This is a genomic window from Pseudomonas prosekii (genome assembly GCF_900105155.1).
GTDB classification, from domain to species: Bacteria; Pseudomonadota; Gammaproteobacteria; order Pseudomonadales; family Pseudomonadaceae; genus Aquipseudomonas; species Aquipseudomonas prosekii.
The window spans coordinates 3365758-3388315 of record NZ_LT629762.1; the positions used below are offsets into that span (position 1 = coordinate 3365758).

At 59.9% G+C, this 22558-nt stretch carries 19 protein-coding genes; 7 read left to right on the plus strand and 12 right to left on the minus strand.

The genetic code is table 11. The features are described 5' to 3' along the window. Positions 1 to 83: 83 nt before the first annotated feature. Together betB and betI are read right to left on the minus strand one after the other, a co-directional pair. Positions 84 to 1556, minus strand: coding sequence for a betaine-aldehyde dehydrogenase (gene betB, locus BLU01_RS15230; RefSeq protein ID WP_092277009.1), 1473 nt, complete (start codon positions 1554 to 1556; stop codon positions 84 to 86). Between the two features lie 107 nt (positions 1557 to 1663). Continuing rightward, entirely contained in the window at positions 1664 to 2257 is a 594-nt protein-coding gene (betI, locus tag BLU01_RS15235; RefSeq protein WP_092277012.1) for a transcriptional regulator BetI, read from the minus strand. A gap of 485 nt (positions 2258 to 2742) precedes the next feature. Here betI and BLU01_RS15240 point away from each other — a divergent pair, with 485 nt between their 5' ends. Next, complete coding sequence (locus BLU01_RS15240) at positions 2743 to 4692, plus strand: BCCT family transporter (protein WP_231987167.1); 1950 nt, start codon at positions 2743 to 2745, stop codon at positions 4690 to 4692. A 252-nt stretch (positions 4693 to 4944) separates the two neighbouring features. Here the strand turns inward: BLU01_RS15240 and choV are convergent, their stop codons facing one another. From choV to BLU01_RS15255, 3 genes are all read right to left on the minus strand, one after another. Further along, on the minus strand, positions 4945 to 6123 hold the full coding sequence (gene choV / locus BLU01_RS15245) for a choline ABC transporter ATP-binding protein (RefSeq protein ID WP_092277018.1): 1179 nt from the start codon (positions 6121 to 6123) through the stop codon (positions 4945 to 4947). Further along, a complete protein-coding gene (gene choW / locus BLU01_RS15250; RefSeq protein ID WP_092277021.1) occupies positions 6120 to 6965 on the minus strand; it encodes a choline ABC transporter permease subunit in 846 nt (281 codons plus the stop codon). The genes choV and choW overlap by 4 nt, the downstream gene beginning before the upstream one ends. A 77-nt stretch (positions 6966 to 7042) precedes the next feature. Next, positions 7043 to 7993 (minus strand): choline ABC transporter substrate-binding protein, encoded by a 951-nt coding sequence (locus tag BLU01_RS15255; RefSeq protein ID WP_092277023.1) that lies wholly within the window; start codon positions 7991 to 7993, stop codon positions 7043 to 7045. Between the two features lie 436 nt (positions 7994 to 8429). Here BLU01_RS15255 and BLU01_RS15260 point away from each other — a divergent pair, with 436 nt between their 5' ends. Both BLU01_RS15260 and gbdR read left to right on the plus strand, forming a co-directional pair. Further along, positions 8430 to 9806 carry an L-serine ammonia-lyase gene (locus BLU01_RS15260; RefSeq protein ID WP_092277026.1) on the plus strand — a complete coding sequence of 459 codons (1377 nt, stop codon included), beginning with the start codon at positions 8430 to 8432 and terminating at the stop codon, positions 9804 to 9806. A 572-nt stretch (positions 9807 to 10378) separates the two neighbouring features. After that, positions 10379 to 11482, plus strand: a complete 1104-nt coding sequence (gene gbdR, locus BLU01_RS15265; RefSeq protein WP_092277029.1) for a choline metabolism transcriptional regulator GbdR — start codon at positions 10379 to 10381, stop codon at positions 11480 to 11482. Between the two features lie 93 nt (positions 11483 to 11575). Here gbdR and BLU01_RS15270 read toward each other — a convergent pair whose 3' ends face one another. The 5 genes from BLU01_RS15270 to BLU01_RS15295 all read right to left on the minus strand — a co-directional run bounded on the left by BLU01_RS15270 (position 11576) and on the right by BLU01_RS15295 (position 16409). Beyond that, the gene (locus BLU01_RS15270) at positions 11576 to 11833 is read right to left on the minus strand and encodes a hypothetical protein (RefSeq protein ID WP_092277032.1); all 258 of its coding nucleotides are present in this window, start codon (positions 11831 to 11833) and stop codon (positions 11576 to 11578) included. A 407-nt stretch (positions 11834 to 12240) separates the two neighbouring features. Further along, entirely contained in the window at positions 12241 to 12723 is a 483-nt protein-coding gene (locus BLU01_RS15280; RefSeq protein WP_092277037.1) for a thioesterase family protein, read from the minus strand. A gap of 670 nt (positions 12724 to 13393) precedes the next feature. Then, positions 13394 to 14359, minus strand: a complete 966-nt coding sequence (locus BLU01_RS15285) for an L-carnitine dehydrogenase (protein WP_092281624.1) — start codon at positions 14357 to 14359, stop codon at positions 13394 to 13396. A gap of 144 nt (positions 14360 to 14503) precedes the next feature. Then, entirely contained in the window at positions 14504 to 15391 is an 888-nt protein-coding gene (locus tag BLU01_RS15290; protein ID WP_092277040.1) for a BKACE family enzyme, read from the minus strand. Between the two features lie 73 nt (positions 15392 to 15464). After that, the gene (locus tag BLU01_RS15295; protein ID WP_092277042.1) at positions 15465 to 16409 is read right to left on the minus strand and encodes a choline ABC transporter substrate-binding protein; all 945 of its coding nucleotides are present in this window, start codon (positions 16407 to 16409) and stop codon (positions 15465 to 15467) included. A gap of 206 nt (positions 16410 to 16615) precedes the next feature. Between BLU01_RS15295 and BLU01_RS15300 the strand changes: the two genes are divergently transcribed. After that, entirely contained in the window at positions 16616 to 17560 is a 945-nt protein-coding gene (locus BLU01_RS15300; protein WP_092277045.1) for a GlxA family transcriptional regulator, read from the plus strand. A gap of 14 nt (positions 17561 to 17574) precedes the next feature. Here the strand turns inward: BLU01_RS15300 and BLU01_RS15305 are convergent, their stop codons facing one another. Together BLU01_RS15305 and BLU01_RS15310 are read right to left on the minus strand one after the other, a co-directional pair. Next, on the minus strand, positions 17575 to 17991 hold the full coding sequence (locus BLU01_RS15305) for a DUF3010 family protein (protein ID WP_092277049.1): 417 nt from the start codon (positions 17989 to 17991) through the stop codon (positions 17575 to 17577). 51 nt (positions 17992 to 18042) lie between these two features. Further along, positions 18043 to 18444, minus strand: coding sequence for a lysozyme inhibitor LprI family protein (locus BLU01_RS15310; protein WP_092277052.1), 402 nt, complete (start codon positions 18442 to 18444; stop codon positions 18043 to 18045). A gap of 231 nt (positions 18445 to 18675) precedes the next feature. On the opposite strand from BLU01_RS15310, the gene BLU01_RS15320 reads away from it, so the two are divergent. From BLU01_RS15320 to dgcA, 3 genes are all read left to right on the plus strand, one after another. Continuing rightward, complete coding sequence (locus BLU01_RS15320) at positions 18676 to 19653, plus strand: dipeptidase (protein ID WP_092277058.1); 978 nt, start codon at positions 18676 to 18678, stop codon at positions 19651 to 19653. A 173-nt stretch (positions 19654 to 19826) separates the two neighbouring features. Then, entirely contained in the window at positions 19827 to 20357 is a 531-nt protein-coding gene (locus BLU01_RS15325) for a DUF5943 domain-containing protein (RefSeq protein WP_092277060.1), read from the plus strand. Between the two features lie 15 nt (positions 20358 to 20372). Beyond that, complete coding sequence (gene dgcA / locus BLU01_RS15330) at positions 20373 to 22448, plus strand: dimethylglycine demethylation protein DgcA (protein WP_092277062.1); 2076 nt, start codon at positions 20373 to 20375, stop codon at positions 22446 to 22448. The last annotated feature ends 110 nt before the right edge of the window (positions 22449 to 22558 follow it).

Consider the following 22558-nt stretch of genomic DNA (forward strand, 5'->3'; position numbering starts at 1 on the left):
CGCAGCGACCCCCGGGGGCGGTCCTGCGGACGCGCAACGCAACCTCGTTCCTCGGCAGCTGCTACAGGTTGTGCGGGCGTTCCTTAGAACACCGAGGCGTAATCGCCCAGTTCGACCTGTACCGATTTGATGCGTGTGAAGTTGTTCAGCGAGCTGATCCCGTTCTCACGGCCAACACCCGACTGCTTGTAGCCGCCGACCGGCATTTTCGCGTCGGACTCGCCCCAGGCGTTGATCCAGCAGATACCGGCTTCCAGTTGATGAATCACGCGGTGAGCGCGGTTCAGGTCCTTGGTGATGATGCCGGCAGCGAGGCCGAAGTCGGTGTCGTTGGCACGACGGATCACTTCTTCTTCGGTGTCGTAAGTCAGGATCGCCATGACCGGGCCGAAGATTTCTTCGCGAACGATGGTCATTTCGTCGGTGCAATCGGTGAACACCGTCGGTGCGACGAATGCGCCTTTGGCCAGGTCGCCTTCAGTCAGACGATCGCCGCCGCAGAGCAGGCGGGCGCCTTCTTCCTTGCCCTTGGCGATGTAACCCAACACGCTTTCCATGTGCGCAAAGCTGACCAGTGGGCCGAAGTTGGTGTTCTCGTCTTCAGGGTTGCCGATGCGGATGCGTGCAACGCGCTCGGCGATCTTGGCTTCGAACGCAGCCTTGAGCTGAGTCGGAACAAATACGCGAGTGCCGTTGGTGCAGACCTGACCGGAGCTGTAGAAGTTGGCCATCATCGCAGTGTCGGCGGCGCGATCGAGGTCGGCGTCGTCGAAGATGATCAGCGGGGATTTGCCGCCCAGTTCCATGGTCACTTCTTTGAGCGAAGAGCTCGAAGCGCTGGCCATGACCTTCTTGCCGGTGTCGGTGCCGCCGGTGAAGGAGATTTTTTCGATGCGTGGGTGCTCGGTCAACCAGGTGCCGACTTCACGGCCGCTGCCGGTCAGCACGTTGAACACGCCCGCTGGAACGCCAGCCTCGGTGTAGATCTCGGCCAGTTTCAGCGTGGTCAGGGAGGTGACTTCGCTTGGCTTGAAGATCATCGCGTTACCGGCCGCCAGGGCAGGTGCGGATTTCCACAGGGCGATCTGGATCGGGTAGTTCCACGCGCCGATACCGGCAACCACGCCCAGCGGCTCGCGGCGGGTGTAGACGAAAGAAGTGTCGCGCAACGGGATCTGCTCGCCTTCGATCGCTGGCACCAGGCCGGCGTAGTATTCCAGCACGTCGGCGCCGGTGACGATGTCGACGTATTTGGTTTCGGAGAACGATTTGCCGGTGTCCAGGGTTTCCAGCGCGGCCAGCTCATCGTTGCGCTCGCGCAGGATGTCGACGGCACGACGCAGGATGCGCGAACGCTCCATGGCGGTCATCGCAGCCCAGATCTTCTGACCTTTTTCAGCGCTGACAACAGCGCGCTCGACGTCGTCGAATGTCGCGCGCTGAACGTTTGCGAGGACTTCTCCGTTAGCCGGGTTGATGGCTTCGAAAGTGGCGTCGCTGCTGGCGTCGGAGTAGCCGCCATCGATGTAGAGTTTTTGCAGTTCGAAACGGGCCATAAAGTCCTCGCAAGAGCATAAGTGGGTTGGCGGTAACCACTGCTCGCACCGTGTAGCTGGAGCGGTGCGGTTCAGCGGCGTTCAGGGGCTGAGCGGTTATGTGTGCTCTAGCTCACCTGCTTGGCCAATTGGAAATCCATGTATTCGTAAGCGATGCGGTGCGCTTGCTCGGTGTCGAAAGCATCTCCCGACAGGGCGCCGCGCAACCACAAACCGTCGATTAGGGCCGCCAGGCCTCGGGCTGCACTGCGCGCATCATTGAGCGGCAATACACGGCGGAACTGGCAACACAGGTTGGAATACAAACGGTGATCGTTGATCCGCTGCAACCTGTGCAAAGACGGGTGGTGCATGCTGGTGGCCCAGAAGGCCAGCCAGGTTTTCATTGCCGGGCCATTGACTTGGCTGGCGTCGAAGTTGCCTTCGATAATCACCTGAAGGTGCGCCCTCGGGCTGCTGTCTTCCAGCGCTTGACGACGCGCGGTGACGTTCTCGCTGAGAACACTCATCAGGTACTGCGCCGTAGCGGCAATCAGGCCGTTCTTGTCCTGAAAGTAGTGACTGATGATGCCATTCGAGACACCGGCCAAACGGGCGATCAGCGCAATGCTGGCGTCCCCCATTCCAACCTGATCGACGGCCTGCAATGTGGCTTCGATCAATTGCTGACGGCGGATGGGTTGCATACCGACCTTGGGCATCTTGCACATCTCCTTAGGCCTTCCGACGGACGAAAAACGTCTGTCGGATTGAGGGCCAGTCTATTTTGTTTTGATTGAACGTTCAATCAACAAAGAATAAGATCTGCGACAATTCGTCGCTGCCTACCGGTTTTTCCCGCGTGTAGTCGGCGGAAAAACGACATCTGAAAAAGCCCGAAACCTGCGCGGGGCATGGCGCGGATCGACGATGACGGACGTGTTGAAATGGGCAAGACGCCTTTGGCCCAAGCGGCGGACCATTCGTCCGTCGCTTGGTCTGCGACGTCGGTTCTCAACGCTTTGCCTGCGGTTTGCGGGCTTTTTCGGGGTGTCTTTATATCACCCGCCGGTCGGCTGCCAACTAACCGATTGGTCGGGTCACGCGTTGCCTTGTGTTCTTCTCTCGCACTGCCTGGAGCATCTGTGCCATGAGTTCTGCCTCTCTTATAAAGACCCCACCCGAGAAGGTGACGGTCAACGGTTGGGTGTTTTACACCTCTACCGCGTTGATCCTGTTGTTGACCGCCATTCTGATCATCGCCCCGCAAGAGGCCGGCAGATTGCTCGGTATTGCCCAGGCCTGGTTGTCCCGCAGTTTCGGCTGGTACTACATGGTGGTGATCGCCGCCTACCTGGTATTCGTCGTCGGCCTGGCGTTTTCCTCTTACGGCAAACTCAAACTGGGCAGCAAGGACGACACCCCGGACTTCAGCTACGGCGCCTGGGCGGGGATGCTGTTCTCGTCGGGCATCGGCATTTCGCTGTTGTACTTCGGCGCTTCCGAGCCGCTGGACCACTACTTCAATCCGCCTGAAGGCGTGGCCGGCAGCAACATGGCCGCGCGTCAGGCAGTGCAACTGACCTTCCTGCATTGGGGCCTGCACGGCTGGGCGATCTACGCACTGGTCGGCCTCGCCGTGGCGTACTTTGCGTATCGGCATAACCAACCGCTGGCGTTGCGTTCGGCGCTGTATCCGCTGGTCGGCGAGCGCTGGGTCAAAGGCGCGGCCGGTCACGCGGTGGACGGCTTCGGCATGTTCGTGACGCTGCTGGGGCTGGTGACGAACCTGGGGATTGGTTCGCTGCAAGTGTCGTCGGGGCTGGAAAACCTGTTCGGCATGGAACACAGCAACACTAACCTGCTGATCGTGATCATCGTGATGAGCACCGTGGCGACCATCGCTGCCGTGTCCGGCGTGGAAAACGGCATCCGTCGTCTGTCCAACCTGAACATCGTGCTGTTCAGCGGTTTGCTGATTTTCGTGCTGCTGTTCGGCCCGACCCTGCACTTGCTCAACGGCTTTGTGCAGAACATCGGCGACTACATGAACGGCATCGTGCTGAAAACCTTCGACCTGTATGTGTACGAGGGCGACGGCGCCAAGACTGAACGCTGGATGGGCCTGTGGACCTTGTTCTACTGGGCCTGGTGGATTTCCTGGGCACCGTTCGTAGGCATGTTCATCGCGCGTATTTCCCGTGGTCGCACGGTGCGTGAACTGGTCGCCGGCGTGTTGCTGATTCCGCTGGGTTTTACCCTGGCGTGGTTGTCGATCTTCGGTAACTCGGCGCTGGATCTGGTGATGAACCATGGCGCGGTCGAGCTCGGGAAAACCGCGCTGGAACAGCCGTCGATGGCGATCTATCAATTGCTGGAGCATTACCCGGCGTCGAAGATTGTGATCGGCGTGTCGATCTTTGTCGGTTTTGTGCTGTTCCTGACCCCGGCGGATTCCGGCGCGGTGATGATGGCCAACCTTTCCTGCAGAGGCGGCAACGTTGACGAGGATGCGCCGCACTGGCTGCGGATCTTCTGGTCGGCGGTGATTACTCTGGTAACGATTGGCCTGCTGTTCGCCGGTAACTTCGAAGCCATGCAAACCATGGTGGTGCTGGCCGGTCTGCCGTTCTCGGTGGTGCTGGTGTTCTTCATGTTCGGTTTGCACAAGCAGATGCGTCAGGACGTGCAGGTCGAACAGGAGCAAGCGCAGCTGGCGGCACGCGGTCGTCGTGGTTTCAGCGAGCGTTTGACCCAACTGGACCTGCAACCGAACCAGTCGGTCGTGCAGCGTTTCATGGACAAGCAAGTCAGCCCGGCGCTGGAAGATGCGGCGGCGCAGTTGCAGGCTCAAGGCCTGGAAGTGCAGACCTTGCTCGGTAAATCCAAGCGTTGCATGGGCCTGCGGATCGAGATGGAAGAGGGCAACCCTTTTGTCTACGAAGTGAGCCTGGACGGTTATCTGGCGGCGGCGAGCGAAGGGGTGTCGGCGGAAAGCGCTGAAGAGCCACGCGCTCGGTACTACCGCGCCGAGGTGTACCTGCACAACGGCAGCCAGGATTACGACTTGATGGGCTTCACTCAGGATCAGATCACCCGTGACGTGCTCGATCAGTTTGAAAGCCATCGGCAACTCCTTGGCCGGGTGTATAGCTAAAACTTGAAGTACTGCGGTGCACGTCGCTGCACCGCAGAACCATTGTGGCGAGGGGGCTTGCCCCCGTTCGGCTGCGAAGCAGTCGTAAACCCGGCCAGCGCGGTCCATCTGTAAGATCGCACTGTCTGGATTTGGGGCCGCTGCGCGACCCAACGGGGGCAAGCCCCCTCGCCACAGTGGTGGTGTGATAGCTAGATATCTGCGTAAACAAAAACGCCGCGATCCTCTCGCGGCGTTTTTGTGTCTGTTGCCTTAACCCAGGTTCTTGCCGAGCAGTGCGTGGTACAGCTCGCTGTCGCCGAGGATGCCGACGACTTTGTTGTTGTCGTGCAGCACCAGTTTATTGCCGGTCTGATAACGAATCTGTAGCGCATCGCGCATGCCGATGTTCGAATCCACCAGCGTCGGCCGACGGCCCAGGCCCTCAACCGCTTGCCCCGGCGCCCAGTTCTGCAAGTCCATGCTGGCGCCGTTCTGGCGAGCACCCTTGATGGTGTTGCCCTCGGCCAGGTCCAGCCACGAATCGCCGCCCGGATCGAGACACACCGAACCATTGATGCGTTTGCAGTTGTCCAGCGTGCGCATCAGGCTGCGGCCGCAAAGCACGTTCAGCGGGTTGGTGTGCGCGACGAAGGTACGCACGTAATCGTCCGCCGGGTTGAGCACAATTTCTTCCGGCACGCTGTACTGGATGATCCGGCCGTCCTTCATGATCGCGATCCGGCTACCGAGTTTCAGTGCTTCATCGAGGTCGTGGCTGACAAACACAATGGTCTTGCTCAGCTTGCGTTGCAGCTCCAGCAGTTCGTCCTGCAAACCTTGGCGGATCAGCGGATCGAGTGCCGAGAACGGTTCATCCATCAGCAGAATATCGGCGTCCATCGCCAGCGCACGGGCCAGGCCGACACGTTGCTGCATACCGCCGGAGAGCTCGTCGGGCTTCTTGTTGCGCCACTGGGTCAAACCCACCAGCTCGAGTTTTTCATCGACCAACTTGCGCCGTTCTTTCTCTGGGCGACCCTGCATTTCCAGACCGAAACTGATGTTCTCGCGAACCGTCAGCCACGGCATCAGCGCGAACTTCTGGAACACCATCGCAATGCGCTTGGTGCGCATCATTTTCAGCTCGGCCGGGGTGCACGAAGCGATGTCGATCTGCTTGCCTTCGTGCTCGACGAACAACTTGCCACGGCTGACGGTGTTGAGGCCGTTGATGCAGCGCAGCAGGCTTGATTTGCCGGAACCGGAAAGGCCCATCAACACGCAGATTTCGCCGCGCTCGATGTCCAGCGTGGCTTTTTCAACGCCGACAATCTGCCCGGTTTTTTTCAGGATCTGGTCGCGGGTCATGCCTTGGTCGAGGAGTTTGAGCGCCTCACGCGGATCTCGGGAGAAGATCACGTCGACGTCTTCGAAGCGAATAATGCTCATGCGTCACCCCCTACTTTGGCGTCGGGTTGTTTGCAGATACGGTCGAGCATGATCGCCAGCAGGACGATGGCCAGCCCGGCTTCGAAGCCCAGGGCGATATCGGCGGTGTTCAGTGCGTTGACCACGGGTTTGCCCAAGCCATCGGCGCCCACCAGTGCGGCGATCACCACCATCGACAGCGACAGCATGATGCACTGGGTGATACCGGCCGCGATGCTTGGCATGGCGTGGGGCAGTTCGATACGGGAGAGCAGTTGGCGACGCGAGCAGCCGAAGGCTTTGCCGGCGTCGAGCAGTTCTGCGGGTACATCGCGGATCCCCAGGTAGGTCAGGCGGATCGGCGCGGCAATCGCGAACACCACCGTCGAAATCAGGCCCGGGACCACACCCAGCCCGAAGAGGGTCAGGGTTGGAATGAGGTACACGAACGTCGGCACGGTCTGCATCAGATCGAGCACCGGACGCATCAGTGTGTAGAACATCGGTTTGTGCGCGGCGACGATGCCAAGCGGCACGCCGATGACCACGCAGACCAGGGTGGCGAACAACACCTGGGCGAGGGTTTCCATGGTTTCCTGCCAGTACCCCAGATTGAGGATCAGCAGAAAGGAAGCGATGACGAAAACCGTCAGCCCCCACTTTCGTTGGATCAAATGTGCAATCAGTGCAATGAGGCCGATCAATGCCAGCGGGTTGAACCAGGTCAGCGCGAAAGTCACGCCGTGGATCATCGTTTCCAGTGACACGGCGATGGCGTCGAAGGTGTTGGCGCCGTGTTGCGTCAACCATTCAACGAAGCCTGCGATGTACTGGCCTAAAGGGATTTTCTGATCAATCAGCATGGTAATGAACGTCCGCATGCAAGGAAATAAACAGCCCGGACGGCGTGAGCCGCCCGGCGTAAGCGATGCTCCTTAATTCAAGGCTGGTCGAGCTTGGCTTTCACGGCCTCCAGGCCTGGTTTACCGTCAATGGTGGTCACGCCTGCGAGCCAGGTATCAAGCACCTGTGGATTCTTTTTCAGCCAGGCCTTGGCAGCGGCGTCAGGTTTCATCTTGTCATCCAGGATGTTGCCCATCAGCGCACTTTCCATGTCCACGGTGAACTCCAGGTTTTTCAGCAGCGTGCCGACGTTGCTGCATTCCTGGACATAATCCTTGCGGGTGTTGGTGGCGACGGTGGCGGCGCCGAAATCAGGGCCGAAGAAGTCATCGCCGCCGGTCAGGTACTGGATCTTGAAGCGCTTGTTCATCGGGTGCGGCGCCCAGCCGAGGAAGACCACGGCGGTTTGGCGTTTCTGCGCGCGATCAACCTGCGAGAGCATCCCCGCTTCACTTGATTCGACGACTTTGAAACCGGCGGTTTTGAGGCCGAAGGCATCCTTGTCGATCATGCTCTGGATCAGCCGGTTACCGTCGTTGCCCGGCTCGATGCCGTAGATCTTGCCGTCGAGCTCTTTCTTGAATTTGGCGATGTCGGCGAAGTCATGCAGGCCTTTGTCGTAGAGCGCTTGCGGCACCGCGAGGGTGTATTTGGCGCCGGTCAGGTTGGTGCGCACGGTGTCGACGGTGCCCGCTTCGCGGTAGGCCTTGATGTCGTTTTCCATGGTCGGCATCCAGTTACCGAGGAACACGTCCATGTTTTTGCCGTCGGCCAGCGACTTGTAGGTCACCGGCACGGAAATCATCGTGGTTTTGGTTTTGTAGCCGAGGGCGTTGAGGACAACGCTGGTGGTCGCGGTAGTCGCGGTAATGTCGGTCCAGCCGACATCAGAGAAATTTACGGTGCTGCACTGAGCTGGTTCTGCGGCTTGCGCCAATAACGGCAGACTCAGCATGGCGGCCAACAACAGCGAGGGGGAACCTTTCATGGATGGACTCCTTGGTTGTTTTTTTCGGCAGTGTTCCGATTGGACCACCGCACTTATAGGTTGCGGTTGGGTGGCGTTTTTCAGACTGCTCTACCGCGGCGCCTTGCAATCGAGTCGATACGATCATGTACCAGTGAAAATCTGACGCCTACAGGGGGCGTCGTAACCAGTACAGGGATGGTCGCATCCAGTGTCGGTGACGTCGTTTACAGCTTTTTTCAGCCCTGTTTGCCGCTCTGCACCGCTAAAAAACGGCGAAAGCGCAGCGTCAAAGACCCGCGGCGTTGGTGGACATGAGTGCGTCGGTGTGAGACGTCGAACGACACCGCAAAAGCCCGATGATGCAGCCATTGCGGCGGATTGCAGCTTGAGCGTAGCAGCTTCGTCACTGGGCGCTTTTGCGCCTGGATCGGGTACATCCAGGAGTTCGGCAGTAATGGCTATCAGCGTTTTCGACCTGTTCAAAATCGGCATCGGCCCTTCCAGTTCGCACACCGTCGGCCCGATGCGAGCGGCCGCGCTGTTCGTGCAAGGTTTGCGTGAGCAGGGTCTTTTGGAACAAACAAGGCGTGTCGAAGTTCAGCTCTACGGCTCGTTATCCGCCACTGGCATCGGTCACGGCAGCGATAACGCGGTGATCATGGGCCTGATGGGCGAGTGGCCGGACGCGATCGATCCGTCGCAAATCGGCATCCACATCGCCAGCCTGCGCGAGACCGGCACGCTGTACCTCGACGGTCGTTTGCCGGTGCCGTTCATCTGGGCCCGCGACATGCGTCTGATCGATGAAAACCTGCCGTTTCACCCGAACGCCATGACGTTGATTGTAGAAGGCGAAAACGGCGAACTGCATCGCGACACCTACTATTCGATTGGCGGTGGTTTTGTCGTCGATGAGGCGCAAGCCTCCAGCGGCGTGGTGGATCTGGATCGCACCGAACTGCCTTACGATTTTTCCAGCGCGGTGGAATTGCTTGCGCTGTGCCAGACGCACGATCTGCGCGTCGCCGAGCTGATGATGGCCAACGAAAAGGTCTGGCGCAGCGAAGATGAAATCCGCGCCGGGCTGATGAAACTCTGGCGCGCCATGCAGGATTGCGTCGAGCAAGGGCTCAAGCACGAAGGCATCTTGCCTGGCGGTTTGAACGTGCGGCGGCGCGCGGCCAAGTTGCATCGCAGTCTTCAGGAATTGGGCAAGCCCAATGTGATCGGCTCGACGTTAAGCGCGATGGAATGGGTCAATCTTTTTGCACTGGCGGTCAACGAAGAGAACGCGGCCGGCGGGCGCATGGTCACGGCACCGACTAACGGCGCGGCGGGAATCATTCCGGCGGTGCTGCATTACTTCATGAAGTTCAGCGAAGTGGTGACGGAGGCGAACGTGGTCGACTATTTCCTCAGCGCCGCGGCGGTGGGGATCCTGTGCAAGAAAAACGCCTCGATCTCTGGCGCCGAAGTCGGTTGCCAGGGCGAAGTGGGTTCGGCGTGCGCGATGGCGGCGGCGGGGCTGGCGGAGATTCTCGGCGCGACCCCGGAGCAGTTGTGCAACGCCGCGGAAATTGGCCTGGAACACAACCTCGGCCTGACCTGCGACCCGGTCGGCGGCCTGGTGCAAGTGCCGTGCATCGAGCGCAACGCGATTGCCGCGGTGAAAGCGATCAACGCCGCACAAATGGCCTTGCGCGGCGACGGCCAGCACTTTATTTCGCTGGACCGGGTGATCCGCACCATGCGCGACACCGGCGCCGACATGCACGACAAATACAAAGAAACCTCGCGCGGCGGCTTGGCGGTCAGCGCGGTGGAGTGTTGAAACCGAGTTGCCCTGTGGCGAGGGGCTTTTGTGGCGAGGGGATTTATCCCCGTTGGGTCGCGAAGCGGCCCCAGAATCTTTACGACTGCTGCGCAGCCGAACGGGGATAAATCCCCTCGCCACAGAAAGGTCATTTGCCAGAGAAGACCAGTCAAAACTGCGCGCTAAGTGCACACCGCAATCAAAACGCGCCACGTTTTGGCGCGTCGCTTACAGATAAGTGACAGATCCCTGATCAGCGCTCCTGGCTGGCCAATACCGCCTGTCACCTGTGCTTGCGGTGACATTCTGTTGCAAGGCGCCGCAGCCCTGTTCCCACAAGTGCTACCGATTTGCTCACAGCCTTTTGCGCGGCGCATTTGCCGGCGCTGATGGCACTTATAACCCCCACTTCGCGCAAGGCTTATATAGACGCACCGCGACGTCGTTTTCAGGAGTTATTGAACGGCCATTCAATTTTAGGCATGGCAATTGCTCTGTCATTACAAAGCCCGTCTCCCACGCGAGAACGATGGCAATAACAAGAGCCTCCGCCTGAGGCCATCACCCGCTTTGTGTGAGGAGATACCGCGATGACGACGTTCAACTCCGGGGCCCAACCCCAGAACCGTGCGCCTCAATCCATCGGCTTTCTGCTGCTGGACAATTTCACGCTAATTTCTCTGGCCTCCGCAGTAGAACCTCTGCGTATGGCCAACCAATTGTCCGGCCGCGAGCTGTATCGCTGGACCACACTCACCGTTGACGGTGGCCAGGTCTGGGCCAGCGATGGTCTGCAAATCACCCCCGATTGCTCGATGCACAAAGCACCAAGCCTGGACACCATCATCGTCTGCGGCGGCATCGGCATTCAGCGCACGGTCACTCGCGAACACGTGTCGTGGCTGCAAAGCCAGGCGCGCCAGTCCAAGCGCCTGGGCGCGGTGTGCACTGGTAGCTGGGCGCTGGCGTGCGCCGGTCTGCTCGATGGTTTTGATTGCAGCGTGCACTGGGAATGCCTGGCCTCGATGCAGGAAGCCTTCCCGCGCGTGGCCATGAGCACTCGTTTGTTCACCCTCGACCGCAACCGTTTCACCAGCTCCGGCGGCACCGCGCCGCTGGACATGATGCTGCACCTGATCAGCCGCGATCATGGCCGCGAACTGTCGGCGGCGATTTCCGAGATGTTTGTCTACGAACGCATCCGCAACGAGCAGGATCACCAGCGCGTGCCGCTCAAGCACATGCTCGGCACCAATCAGCCGAAGCTGCAGGAAATCGTCGCGCTGATGGAAGCCAATCTGGAAGAGCCGATCGATCTGGATGAGCTGGCGGTGTACGTCGCCGTTTCGCGCCGTCAGTTGGAGCGGCTGTTCCAGAAATACCTGCACTGTTCGCCGTCGCGTTATTACCTGAAACTGCGCTTGATCCGCGCCCGGCAGTTGCTCAAGCAAACGCCGATGTCGATCATCGAAGTAGCGTCGGTGTGCGGGTTTGTCTCGACGCCGCACTTCTCCAAGTGCTACCGCGAGTACTTCGGCATTCCGCCGCGCGACGAACGCGTCGGTTCCAACACCACGCAGCAAGTGGCGATGATGCCGCTGCCGCAAGCACTGGTGCTGTCGCCGCTGTCCGGGCCGCTGTCGGCGCTGAGTCAGGCGCGTAATGAATCGACTTTTGCCAGCGTAAGGCTCTAGGCCGAGGGGCCTTCATCGCGAGCAAGCTCGCTCCCACAGGGATATGCGATCTTCTGTGGGAGCGAGCTTGCTCGCGATTGGATTTATCAGTCGCTACGACTTCTGCTGATACTCCGCCAGCGCCGGCAATAATTGCTTGTCGATCGCCTGGCGTACCATCGGCTGGATGCTCGCGCCGCTGGTGTACATGTCCTTGACCATCTTGCGCAATTCAAATGCCCGGACATCGTCCAGCCCGCGCACCGCACACTCACAAGCCTGCTCGGCCGTGGCGCCGCTCGGCACTTGAAAACCCAGCGCTTTCAGTTGGCCCAACAGGTCTTCCTGGTCAATTAAATCGGCGTGCATCATGACGCAATCCTTCTTCAGGGAACGGTGTCGTGTGGCTCGATTCTCGTAGCGCGATGGGGTCTGGGCAAGGGCGATTTGTCGCCATGGCCGCAATACCTATGAACAGGTCGTTTTCGGCTAACTTGCGATGGGTGAGGTTAGGCACACTGGACTCAGCTGGCACCACGACGGTTTGGTCACCCTCGCGCAACAGCTCCTCAAAAGTACCCTCCTCAGCTCCGATCAAGTCACGGCTTGATCGGGGTTTTTTTTGGCTGTGGATCAGGAAGGGATTGGGTGTCTCGGCTGACGCTTTCGCGGGCAAGCCTCGCTCCTACAGAGGTACGCCCGTAGGAGCGAGGCTTGCCCGCGAAGAACGAAAACGCGGTCTAGCGTTGCAGCACGGGAATGCGCGTCAACAACTCATTTCATCCCGATTTTTTTTGCGGTAAAGCAATCACTCGGCCGACGTAGTCAGGGCTTGGCAGGTCGCTTTGGTCGGCGACGATGGTTTGCAGTTTGCTCAAGGTGTCGGCACTGAACGGTGCGGAACGCGGCCCGGCGAGGTCGACGTGCAACAGCATTTGCTCGTTGCCGGCCAGTTCCTTGTCACCGCCCACCAGATGCAGGCTGTGGTAGAGGTGCAGGCGTTTGCTGTCGTGGGCGATGATTTGCGTGTGCACTTCGACGTCGGCGTCGAGCTTCACTTCGTGCAGGTAGTTGAGGTGCAGTTCGAGGGTGAACAGCGAGTTGCCGCTGGCTTCGCGGTTGCTGCTGTCCATGCCCAGGCGATCCATCAGCGCGTCGGTGGCGTAGCTGAATATCAGCAGGTAGAAGGCATCGCGCAGGTGGCCGTTGTAATCGACCCAGTCGGGGATGATTCGGGTTTGATAGGTGGTGAGTGCGGGCATGATTTTGGTTCCAGTCTTGGGAGTTTGTTTGTGTTCAAGATCCACCCCTCACCCCAGCCCTCTCCCCACAGGGGAGAGGGGGAAAGGGGGCAGATCTCCATGCCTTTCAAGCCTGAGTCCGACTCGATATCTCCGGACGATGGAGCTCCAAGAACACCTCGGTCAGTTCCCTCTCCCCACAGGGGAGAGGGGGAAAGGGGGGCAGATCTCCATGCCTTTCAAGCCTGAGTCCGACTCGATATCTCCGGTCGATGGAGCTCCAAAAACACCTCGGTCAGTCCCCTCTCCCCACAGGGGAGAGGGGGAAAGGGGGCAGATCTCCATGCCTTTCAAGCCTGAGTCCGACTCGATAACTCCGGTCGATGGAGCTCCAGGAACACCTCGGTCAGTTCCCTCTCCCCACAGGGGAGAGGGGGAAAGGGGGCAGATCTCCATGCCTTTCAAGCTTGAGTCCGACTCGATATCCCCGGTCGATGGAGCTCCAAGAACACCTCGGTCAGTTCCCTCTCCCCACAGGGGAGAGGGGGAAAGGGGGCAGATCTCCATGGCTTTCAAGCTTGAGTCCGACTCGATAACTCAGGTCGATGGAGCTCCAAAAACACCTCGGTCAGTCCCCTCTCCCCTCTGGGGAGAGGGTTAGGGTGAGGGGTGGATTTCAAGCCGATCGCTATCAGTCGGCGAACGCCATCCCATGCTTTTCTTTGGTGGTTTTCACCGCTTCGAGCACCGCCAGCAGGCAATCATCACGGTAGCGTTCCAGCGCCGAAATGCTGTGCGAGCCGAGCTGGTCGGCGGTGCCGTCGACCACGTCATCAATCAATTTGTCGGTCAGTTCCGGGGCCGGCAGGTAGGTCCACGGCAGCTTCAATGCCGGACCGAACTGGGCCATGAAGTGACGCATCCCGGCATCGCCGCCCGCCAGTGTGTAAGTCAAAAACGTGCCCATGAACGACCAGCGCAGGCCGGCGCCAAAACGGATCGCATCGTCGATTTCACCGGTGGTCGCGACGCCGTCATTCACCAGGTGCAGCGCCTCGCGCCACAATGCTTCGAGCAAGCGGTCGGCGATAAATCCCGGCACTTCCTTGCGCACGTGCAGCGGACGCATGCCCAAGGATTCATAGACTTTTATCGCCGCTTGAATGGCCTCCGGCGCAGTATTCTTGCCGCCGACCACTTCCACCAGCGGCAGCAGGTAAACCGGGTTGAACGGGTGCCCGACCACGCAGCGATCCGGATGCGTCGAACCTTCGTAGAACTCGCTCGGCAACAGCCCTGAGGTGCTGGAGCCGATCAACGCGTTGGGTTTGGCTGCGGCGCTGATTTTGCCGTGCAGTTCGAGTTTCAGTTCGAGGCGTTCCGGGGCGCTTTCCTGAATGAAATCGGCGTCGCGCACGCACTCTTCAATGGTCGCGACAAAACGCAGGCGATCTTGCGCTGCACCGGGCGCCAGGCCTTGTTTCTCCAGCGCGCCCCAGGCGTTCGCGACGCGTTTGCGCAATGCCGCTTCGGCACCCGGCGCCGGGTCCCAGGCCACCACGTCGAGGCCGTGGGCGAGGGCGCGAGACACCCAGCCACTGCCGATGACACCGCTGCCGAGTGCGGCGAAGGTTTTGATTTCGGTGATAAAGCTCATGGCGACTTCCTGAATTGATTCGGTGAACGCCTGTGGGAGCAAAGCTTGCTCGCGATGGCGTCGGAACATCCGGCACATCTTCTGCGATTGGAATACCGCTATCGCGAGCAAGCTGTGCTCCCACAGGTTATGTGTTTAAGGGGATCAACCGCGCTTGGTCAGGCCCATTTTTGTCCGGCCTTCTGCCGGCGTGAGGACGCGGGCGCCGAGGCGGCTGAGGATTTCGCTGGCGCGTTCAACCAATTGCCCATTGGTCGCCAACACGCCTTTGTCCAGCCACAAGTTGTCCTCCAGCCCGACCCGCACGTTGCCGCCGAGCAGCACCGCTTGCGCGGCCATCGGCATTTGCATGCGGCCGATGCCAAACCCGGCCCACACCGCATTCGCCGGCAGGTTATCGACCATGGCTTTCATGGTGGTGGTGTCGGCCGGCGCGCCCCACGGGATGCCCAGGCACAACTGGAACAGCGGGTCGTCGAGCAAACCTTCCTTGATCATCTGCTTGGCGAACCACAGGTGACCGGTGTCGAAAATCTCCAGTTCTGGCTTCACGCCCAGCTCTTGAATCCGCTTGGCGCCGGCCCGCAACTGCGCCGGCGTCGACACATAAATGGTGTCGCCATCGCCAAAATTCAGCGTGCCGCAATCGAGCGTGCAGATTTCCGGCAGCAACTCTTCGACGTGGGCCAGACGGGTCAGCGGGCCGACCAGATCGGTGTTCGGGCCGAACTCCATCGGGTTCTCGCCGCCACCGATTTCAAGGTCGCCGCCCATGCCGGCGGTGAGGTTGACGATGATGTCGATGTCCGCCTCGCGGATGCGCTCCATGACTTCGCGGTACAGCGCTACGTCACGGCTGAACTTGCCGGTTTGCGGGTCGCGAACGTGGCAATGCACCACGGTTGCGCCGGCCTTGGCCGCTTCCACCGCAGCGGCAGCGATTTGTTTCGGGGTGACCGGCACGTGTGGGCTTCTGGCGCTCGTGTCGCCAGCACCGGTGAGTGCGCAGGTGATGATGACGTCGTGGTTCATTTAGCGATTCCTTACAGGCGTGATGATTCCGTTCGCAGCCCGTGTAGGCTGCGATTCGGTGGTTCAATCGGGTTTATTTACTGGTCAATGACAGGTTTTCAGCCGCTGGTTTGCCATCGAACGTGGTCACACCTTCGAGCCAGCGCTGCTTGTCCTGCGGGTGATCCTTGAGCCATTGCTTGGCCGATTCGAAAGCATCTTTGTGATCGAGCAGCGGTTGCATCATCCGGCTCTCGTCTTCGGCGGTGTAAGTCAGGTTGCTGAGCAAACGGCCGATGTTCGGGCATTGCTGCGCGTAGTTCGGCGAGGTGACGGTCCACACGGTTGCCATGCCTTCGTTCGGCCCGAGCGCATCTTCGCTGCCGGTCAGGTACGTCATCTGCACGTTGACGTTCATCGGGTGCGGCGCCCAACCGAAGAACACCACGGCCTCCTTGCGGCGCACGGCGCGATCCACCGCCGCGAGCATGCCGGCCTCGCTCGACTCGACCAACTGGAACTTGCCGAGGCCGAACTGGTTCTTCGCGATCATCGCTTTGATCTGGGTGTTGGCGCCCGAGCCAGGCTCGATGCCGTAGATTTTGCCGCCCAGTTCTTTTTCGAACTTGGCGATGTCGGCGAAGGTTTTCAGGCCCTTGTCGGCGAGATAGGTCGGCACCGCGAGGGTCGCGCGGGCATCCTTGAGGCTTGGCGCTTCCAGCACTTTCACCTGTTTGGCATCGACGAACGGGGTGATGGTCTGGGTCATCAACGGGTTCCAGTAGCCGAGGAACAGGTCGAGGCGCTGGTCACGAATCCCGGCGAAAATGATTTGCTGGGACGCGCTGGTCTGTTTGGTTTTGTAGCCGAGGCCATCGAGCAGGACCTGGGTCATGGCGCTGGTGGCGATCACGTCGGTCCAGTTGACCACGCCCATGCGCACGTTCTGGCACGACGCAGGTTCGGCCGCCATGACGCTGGCGCTGAAGAAAGCGGTACCGCTGAGTGCAAGAACACAGCTGCTGATCAGTCGTTTCATGTCGGTTTCCTCGGCATACGTTATTGTGGTTCCCGGCATCTGCGCACCGGTGATGCCAAGTTACGCAGCAATGCCCCCGTGAAAGCGCACTATGGCGACCAGCTCTTGCACTGCAGCGACCTGCGCCCTTGAATGCCATCGACAACTGGCGTATCAACGTCCCCACGCTAGTCGACCTCTCGTTACCTGCCAGTCGAGTGCGCTCCATGTCCCAGGATTTCTATTTCTTGTTGATGCCGGGTTTTTCCGCCATCGGTTTCATCTCGGCGATCGAGCCGTTGCGGGTCGCCAATCGCTTTCGCGGCGAGCTGTATCGCTGGCACGTGTTGAGCGCCGACGGCGGCGCGGTATTGGCCAGCAACGGCATGTCGGTCAACGCCGACGCGGCGCTGGAACCGCTGAAGAAAGGCGCGACTTTATTGGTGGTCGCCGGTTTTGAACCGCTGAAATTCGCCACGCCGACGCTGCAGCATTGGCTGCGCCGACTGGACAACGACGGCGTGACCCTCGGCGCCATCGACACCGGCAGTTTTGTCCTCGCCGACGCCGGTTTGCTCGACGGCCATCGCCTGACGCTGCACTGGGAAGCCATCGACGCCTTCAAAGAGTCTTATCCACAGCTCAGCGTCACCCAGGAACTGTTCGAAATCGACCGCCGCCGCATCACTTGTGCTGGCGGCACCGCGTCCATCGACCTGATGCTCGACCTCATCGCCCAGGCCCACGGCCCGGAGCTGGCGATCCAGGTCAGCGAACAGTTTGTGCTCGGGCGCATCCGCCCGCGCAAAGACCACCAGCGCATGGAAGTCGCCACGCGCTACGGGATTCGCAACAAGAAACTGGTTCAGGTGATCGGCGAGATGGAACTGCACAGCGAGCCGCCGCTGAGCACGCTGCAATTGGCGGAGTCGATCAAAGTGACGCGGCGGCAGTTGGAGCGGTTGTTTCGCCTGCACCTGAACGACACACCGAGCAATTTTTATCTGCGACTACGGCTGGAAAAAGCCCGGCAACTGTTGCGCCAGACCGACCTCAGCGTGCTGGAAGTGAGCATCGCCTGCGGGTTTGAGTCGCCGTCGTATTTCACCCGCAGCTACCGCGCACGGTTTGAGCGCTGCCCGCGGGAGGATCGCCGCACCGCCAGGGCATGATCAGTGGAAAGTTTCTACTTCTTCATCAGCGCCGAGCACGCCGCTTTATAGGCTTCATGCTGATACTTGTTCAGCGTCGCCGGCAGCTCGAAATTGTGCTTCTTGGCCTGGGCATTGATCGTCTGCGGAGACAAGAGCGTCACCTCGCAACTCTCCAATAGCTGAAAAATCCCTTCGATCTTGAACGTCGTCGGCCCACCGGCAAACTCGCCTTTCTTGCTGCGCTTCTTGATCGCGATCCGGTCGACCGAATTCTCCCGAACAAACGAGGCAACCTGAGCGGCGAAGACTTTGACGTTCGCCGCTTCGTCGTCATCGTCCAGAGCGATTTTCTTGGTCGCCAAAGCAACGTGGCTTAAGGCCTGACCGTCGAGGGAGGCCACGGCGATGATCGCTTCGCTGCCTTTGATTTCAATGCCGCAGATGTTCATTGGGAATTCCTGACTACTTAGTGGGGGATCACATTGTTTTCCATTACATCCTCACTCCTGCGAAATCGACTCCAAAAACTCCGACCGTTCATCGCTCATTCTTGCCACGCAATCATTCTGCGCAATGGTGAAGGCCTGGCTGCCGCTGGTCGCCGGGAACGCTTCCACGGCGCAGTCGGCGTCGCGGGTTTTCAGCCATTGCTGTTGGGCGACTTTGAGTTTTTCGCTGATGTCGTTCAGCTGGGCCTTGTTTTTGCCGTAGGTCGTTTGCAGGCTATCGTTGAGGCTCTGGACGTTTTCCTTGAGCAGGTCTTCGGCGGTGGTGCGGCCGTAGACTGAGCATTCCAGGGTCTGTATGTCGTTTTCGACGGCATCGCAGGGGTTGTTGTCGGATTCTTCTGCCGCGTGTACGCCGGTCGCTATCAGTGCCATTGCCAGGAAGATCGATTTCATTGAGTCGCCCTAAATCCAGTAAGCATCCAGTGATGCGCCGAATTCTGGCCCATGCGCAGGTCCTTGAACAGGTGGCGCGCCACGTTCAACGACGACCCTTTGTCGCGGATTGACGCTTTCGGCAAACCCCCTGTCGTTTTTGCACCCGGCTGCCCCGGTGCTCAGGCATATGCTGGCCCCAAAGCGCCGGCACACGATTCGGCGCACGAATCGCTAATAGGGGACTGCCTGATGAGCCCAGCCGAATTGCACGCCGACAGCATCGTTATCGACGGGCTGATTATCGCCAAGTGGAACCGCGACCTGTTCGAAGACATGCGCAAGGGCGGTCTGACCGCAGCCAACTGCACAGTGTCGGTGTGGGAAGGCTTCCAGGCCACGATCAATAACATCGCCGCGAGCCAGAAGCTGATCCGCGAGAACAGCGACCTGGTGATCCCGGTGAAAACCACCGCCGACATCCGCAAAGCCAAGGAGCAGGGCAAGACCGGGATCATTTTCGGCTTCCAGAATGCTCATGCGTTCGAGGACCAGCTCGGCTATGTCGAGATCTTCAAGCAGCTCGGCGTTGGCGTGGTGCAGATGTGCTACAACACGCAGAATCTGGTCGGCACCGGTTGCTACGAACGTGATGGCGGGCTGTCGGGTTTCGGTCGCGAAATCGTCGCCGAAATGAACCGCGTCGGCATCATGTGCGACCTGTCCCACGTCGGCTCCAAGACTTCCGAAGAAGTCATCCTCGAATCGAAAAAGCCAGTCTGCTATTCCCACTGCCTGCCGTCGGGCCTCAAAGAGCACCCGCGCAACAAGTCCGATGAAGAACTGAAGTTCATTGCCGACCACGGCGGTTTTGTCGGCGTGACCATGTTCGCGCCGTTTCTCGCCAAGGGCATTGATTCGACCATCGACGACTACGCCGAAGCGATCGAATACACCATGAACATCGTTGGCGAAGATGCGATCGGCATCGGCACCGACTTCACCCAGGGTCACGGCCAGGATTTCTTCGAAATGCTGACCCACGACAAGGGCTACGCGCGACGCCTCACCAGCTTCGGAAAGATTATCAACCCGCTGGGCATCCGCACCGTCGGCGAGTTCCCGAACCTGACCGAAACGCTGCTCAAGCGCGGCCACCCCGAGCGAGTAGTGCGCAAGATCATGGGCGATAACTGGGTCAGCGTTCTCAAAGACGTCTGGGGCGAGTGAATAACGATCCCTTGTGAATAACGATCTTTTGTAGCAGCTGCCGAGGCACGAGGCTGCGTCGCGGTCCGCAGGACCGCCCTTGGGGGGCCGCTTCGCAGCCCAACGCAGCCTCGCAGGCTCGGCAGCTGCTACATACGCAAAACACACCACGAATTTTCTGGAGTTAAGTTTCCATGGCCAAGATCGCCCCGCAATTGCCAATCGAAGTCGACAGCGAAACCGGTGTCTGGACCTCCGACGCCCTGCCGATGCTGTACGTGCCGCGTCATTTCTTCGTCAACAACCACATGGGCATCGAAGAAGTGCTGGGCGCCGACGCCTACGCCGAAATCCTCTACAAGGCCGGCTACAAATCCGCCTGGCATTGGTGCGAGAAAGAAGCTGAATGCCACGGCCTGGAAGGCGTTGCGGTGTTCGAGCACTACATGAAGCGCCTGTCGCAACGCGGCTGGGGCCTGTTCAAGATCCAAGACATCGACCTCGATAAAGGCATCGCCAGCGTCAAGCTCGAACACTCGGCATTCGTCTACGTCTACGGCAAGGTCGGGCGCAAAGTCGACTACATGTTCACCGGTTGGTTTGCCGGTGCCATGGACCAGATTCTGCAAGCGCGCGGCAGCAGCATTCGCACGGTTGCCGAGCAAGTCTACGGTGGCTCCGAAGAAGGCCACGACGACGGTTTGTTCACCGTCAAGCCGTTGTAAGTCGAGGAACCCGCCATGGCTTTCGAAGCAATGTTCCAGCCGATCCAGATCGGCAAATTGACCATCCGCAACCGCGTGCTCAGCACCGCGCACGCCGAGGTCTACGCGACCGACGGCGGCATGACCACCGACCGGTACGTCAAGTATTACGAAGAGAAAGCCAAGGGCGGGATCGGCCTGGCGATTTGCGGCGGTTCTTCCAGTGTGGCCATCGACAGCCCGCAAGGCTGGTGGAAATCGGTCAACCTGGCTGACGACCGGATCATCCCGCATTTCCAGAACCTGGCCGACGCCATGCACAAGCATGGCGCCAAGATCATGATCCAGATTACCCACATGGGCCGCCGCTCGCGCTGGGACGGCGAGCATTGGCCAACCCTGCTGTCGCCGTCGGGCATCCGTGAACCGGTGCACCGTGCGACCTGCAAAACCATCGAGCCGGAAGAAATCTGGCGGGTCATTGGCAACTACGCCACAGCGGCGGGCCGCGCCAAGGCCGGTGGTCTGGATGGCATCGAATTGTCCGCGGTGCACCAGCACATGATCGATCAGTTCTGGAGCCCGCGCGTCAACAAGCGCACCGATGAATGGGGTGGCAGCTTCGAGAACCGCATGCGTTTCGGCCTCGAGGTATTGAAGGCTGTGCGCGCCGAAGTCGGTGCGGATTTCTGTGTCGGCCTGCGCCTGTGCGGCGATGAATTCCACCCGGACGGCTTGTCCCACGAGGACATGAAACAGATCGCCAAGTACTACGACGACACCGGCATGATCGACTTCATCGGCGTCGTCGGTTCGGGTTGCGATACGCACAACACTCTGGCCAACGTTATCCCCAACATGAGTTATCCACCGGAGCCATTCCTGCACCTGGCTGCCGGGATCAAGGAAGTGGTCAAGGCCCCGGTGCTGCACGCGCAGAACATCAAAGACCCGAACCAGGCCACGCGGATTCTCGAGGGCGGCTACGTCGACATGGTCGGCATGACCCGCGCGCACATCGCCGATCCGCACCTGATCGCCAAGATCAAAATGGGTCAGGTCGACCAGATCAAACAATGCGTCGGCGCCAACTACTGCATTGACCGTCAGTACCAGGGCCTGGACGTGCTGTGCATCCAGAACGCCGCGACTTCCCGTGAATACATGGGCGTGCCGCACATCATCGAGAAATCGACCGGAGTCAAACGCAAAGTCGTGGTGGTCGGTGCCGGTCCGGCGGGGATGGAGGCGGCGCGTGTCTCGGCCGAACGTGGCCATGACGTGACGCTGTTCGAGAAAAAAGAATTCATCGGCGGGCAAATCACTACGGCGTCGAAAGCTCCGCAACGCGACCAGATTGCTGGGATCACGCGCTGGTTCCAACTGGAGCTGGCGCGGCTGAAAGTCGATCTGCGCCTGGGCGTGGCGGCGGATGCGGCGACCATTCTTGATCTGCGCCCGGACGTGGTGGTGCTCGCCGTCGGCGGCCATCCATTCATCGAGCAGAACGAGCATTGGGGCGCGGCGGAAGGTTTGGTGGTCAGCAGTTGGGACATCCTCGACGGCAAAGTGGCGCCGGGCAAAAACGTGCTGGTCTACGACACCATTTGTGAATTCACCGGGATGTCGACCGCCGACTATCTGGCCGACAAGGGCTGCCAGGTCGAGATAGTCACCGACGACATCAAACCAGGCGTGGCGATTGGCGGCACCTCGTTCCCTACCTACTACCGCAGCATGTACCCGAAAGAAGTGATCATGACCGGCGACATGATGCTCGAGAAGGTTTACCGCGAAGGCGACAAGTTGGTGGCGGTGCTGGAGAACGAATACACCGGCGCCAAAGAGGAGCGGGTGGTGGACCAGGTCGTCGTCGAAAACGGCGTGCGTCCGGACGAAGAAATCTATTACGCGCTGAAGGAGGCGTCGCGCAACAAAGGCCAGATGGATATCGAAGCCCTGTTCGCGATCCAGCCGCAGCCTTCGCTGAAAACTCTTGATGAAAAGACGGCGGGCGACGGCTACTTGCTGTTCCGCATCGGCGACTGCGTGGCGCAGCGCAACACGCACGCAGCGATCTACGACGCACTGCGCCTGTGTAAGGATTTCTGACGGATAACCACCATCACCGTGGCGAGGGGGCTTGCCCCCGTTGGGCTGCGCAGCAGCCCCGAAATCAGCTGATGCGGTTTTTCAGTAAAACGCGTTGGACGGTTTACGAC

Bases quoted from the DNA above. Each gene is read 5' to 3' on its own strand.
- BLU01_RS15305 (WP_092277049.1), bottom strand. From the start codon at position 17,991: ATGAACATCTGCGGCATTGAAATCAAAGGCAGCGAAGCGATCATCGCC.
- BLU01_RS15255 (WP_092277023.1), bottom strand. From the start codon at position 7,993: ATGAAAGGTTCCCCCTCGCTGTTGTTGGCCGCCATGCTGAGTCTGCCG.
- BLU01_RS15270 (WP_092277032.1), bottom strand. From the start codon at position 11,833: ATGATGCACGCCGATTTAATTGACCAGGAAGACCTGTTGGGCCAACTG.
- BLU01_RS15280 (WP_092277037.1), bottom strand. From the start codon at position 12,723: ATGCCCGCACTCACCACCTATCAAACCCGAATCATCCCCGACTGGGTC.
- choW (WP_092277021.1), bottom strand. From the start codon at position 6,965: ATGCTGATTGATCAGAAAATCCCTTTAGGCCAGTACATCGCAGGCTTC.
- BLU01_RS15290 (WP_092277040.1), bottom strand. From the start codon at position 15,391: ATGAACCACGACGTCATCATCACCTGCGCACTCACCGGTGCTGGCGAC.
- betI (WP_092277012.1), bottom strand. From the start codon at position 2,257: ATGCCCAAGGTCGGTATGCAACCCATCCGCCGTCAGCAATTGATCGAA.
- betB (WP_092277009.1), bottom strand. From the start codon at position 1,556: ATGGCCCGTTTCGAACTGCAAAAACTCTACATCGATGGCGGCTACTCC.
- gbdR (WP_092277029.1), top strand. From the start codon at position 10,379: ATGACGACGTTCAACTCCGGGGCCCAACCCCAGAACCGTGCGCCTCAA.
- BLU01_RS15325 (WP_092277060.1), top strand. From the start codon at position 19,827: ATGGCCAAGATCGCCCCGCAATTGCCAATCGAAGTCGACAGCGAAACC.
- BLU01_RS15310 (WP_092277052.1), bottom strand. From the start codon at position 18,444: ATGAAATCGATCTTCCTGGCAATGGCACTGATAGCGACCGGCGTACAC.
- choV (WP_092277018.1), bottom strand. From the start codon at position 6,123: ATGAGCATTATTCGCTTCGAAGACGTCGACGTGATCTTCTCCCGAGAT.
- BLU01_RS15320 (WP_092277058.1), top strand. From the start codon at position 18,676: ATGAGCCCAGCCGAATTGCACGCCGACAGCATCGTTATCGACGGGCTG.
- BLU01_RS15260 (WP_092277026.1), top strand. From the start codon at position 8,430: ATGGCTATCAGCGTTTTCGACCTGTTCAAAATCGGCATCGGCCCTTCC.
- dgcA (WP_092277062.1), top strand. From the start codon at position 20,373: ATGGCTTTCGAAGCAATGTTCCAGCCGATCCAGATCGGCAAATTGACC.
- BLU01_RS15300 (WP_092277045.1), top strand. From the start codon at position 16,616: ATGTCCCAGGATTTCTATTTCTTGTTGATGCCGGGTTTTTCCGCCATC.
- BLU01_RS15295 (WP_092277042.1), bottom strand. From the start codon at position 16,409: ATGAAACGACTGATCAGCAGCTGTGTTCTTGCACTCAGCGGTACCGCT.
- BLU01_RS15285 (WP_092281624.1), bottom strand. From the start codon at position 14,359: ATGAGCTTTATCACCGAAATCAAAACCTTCGCCGCACTCGGCAGCGGT.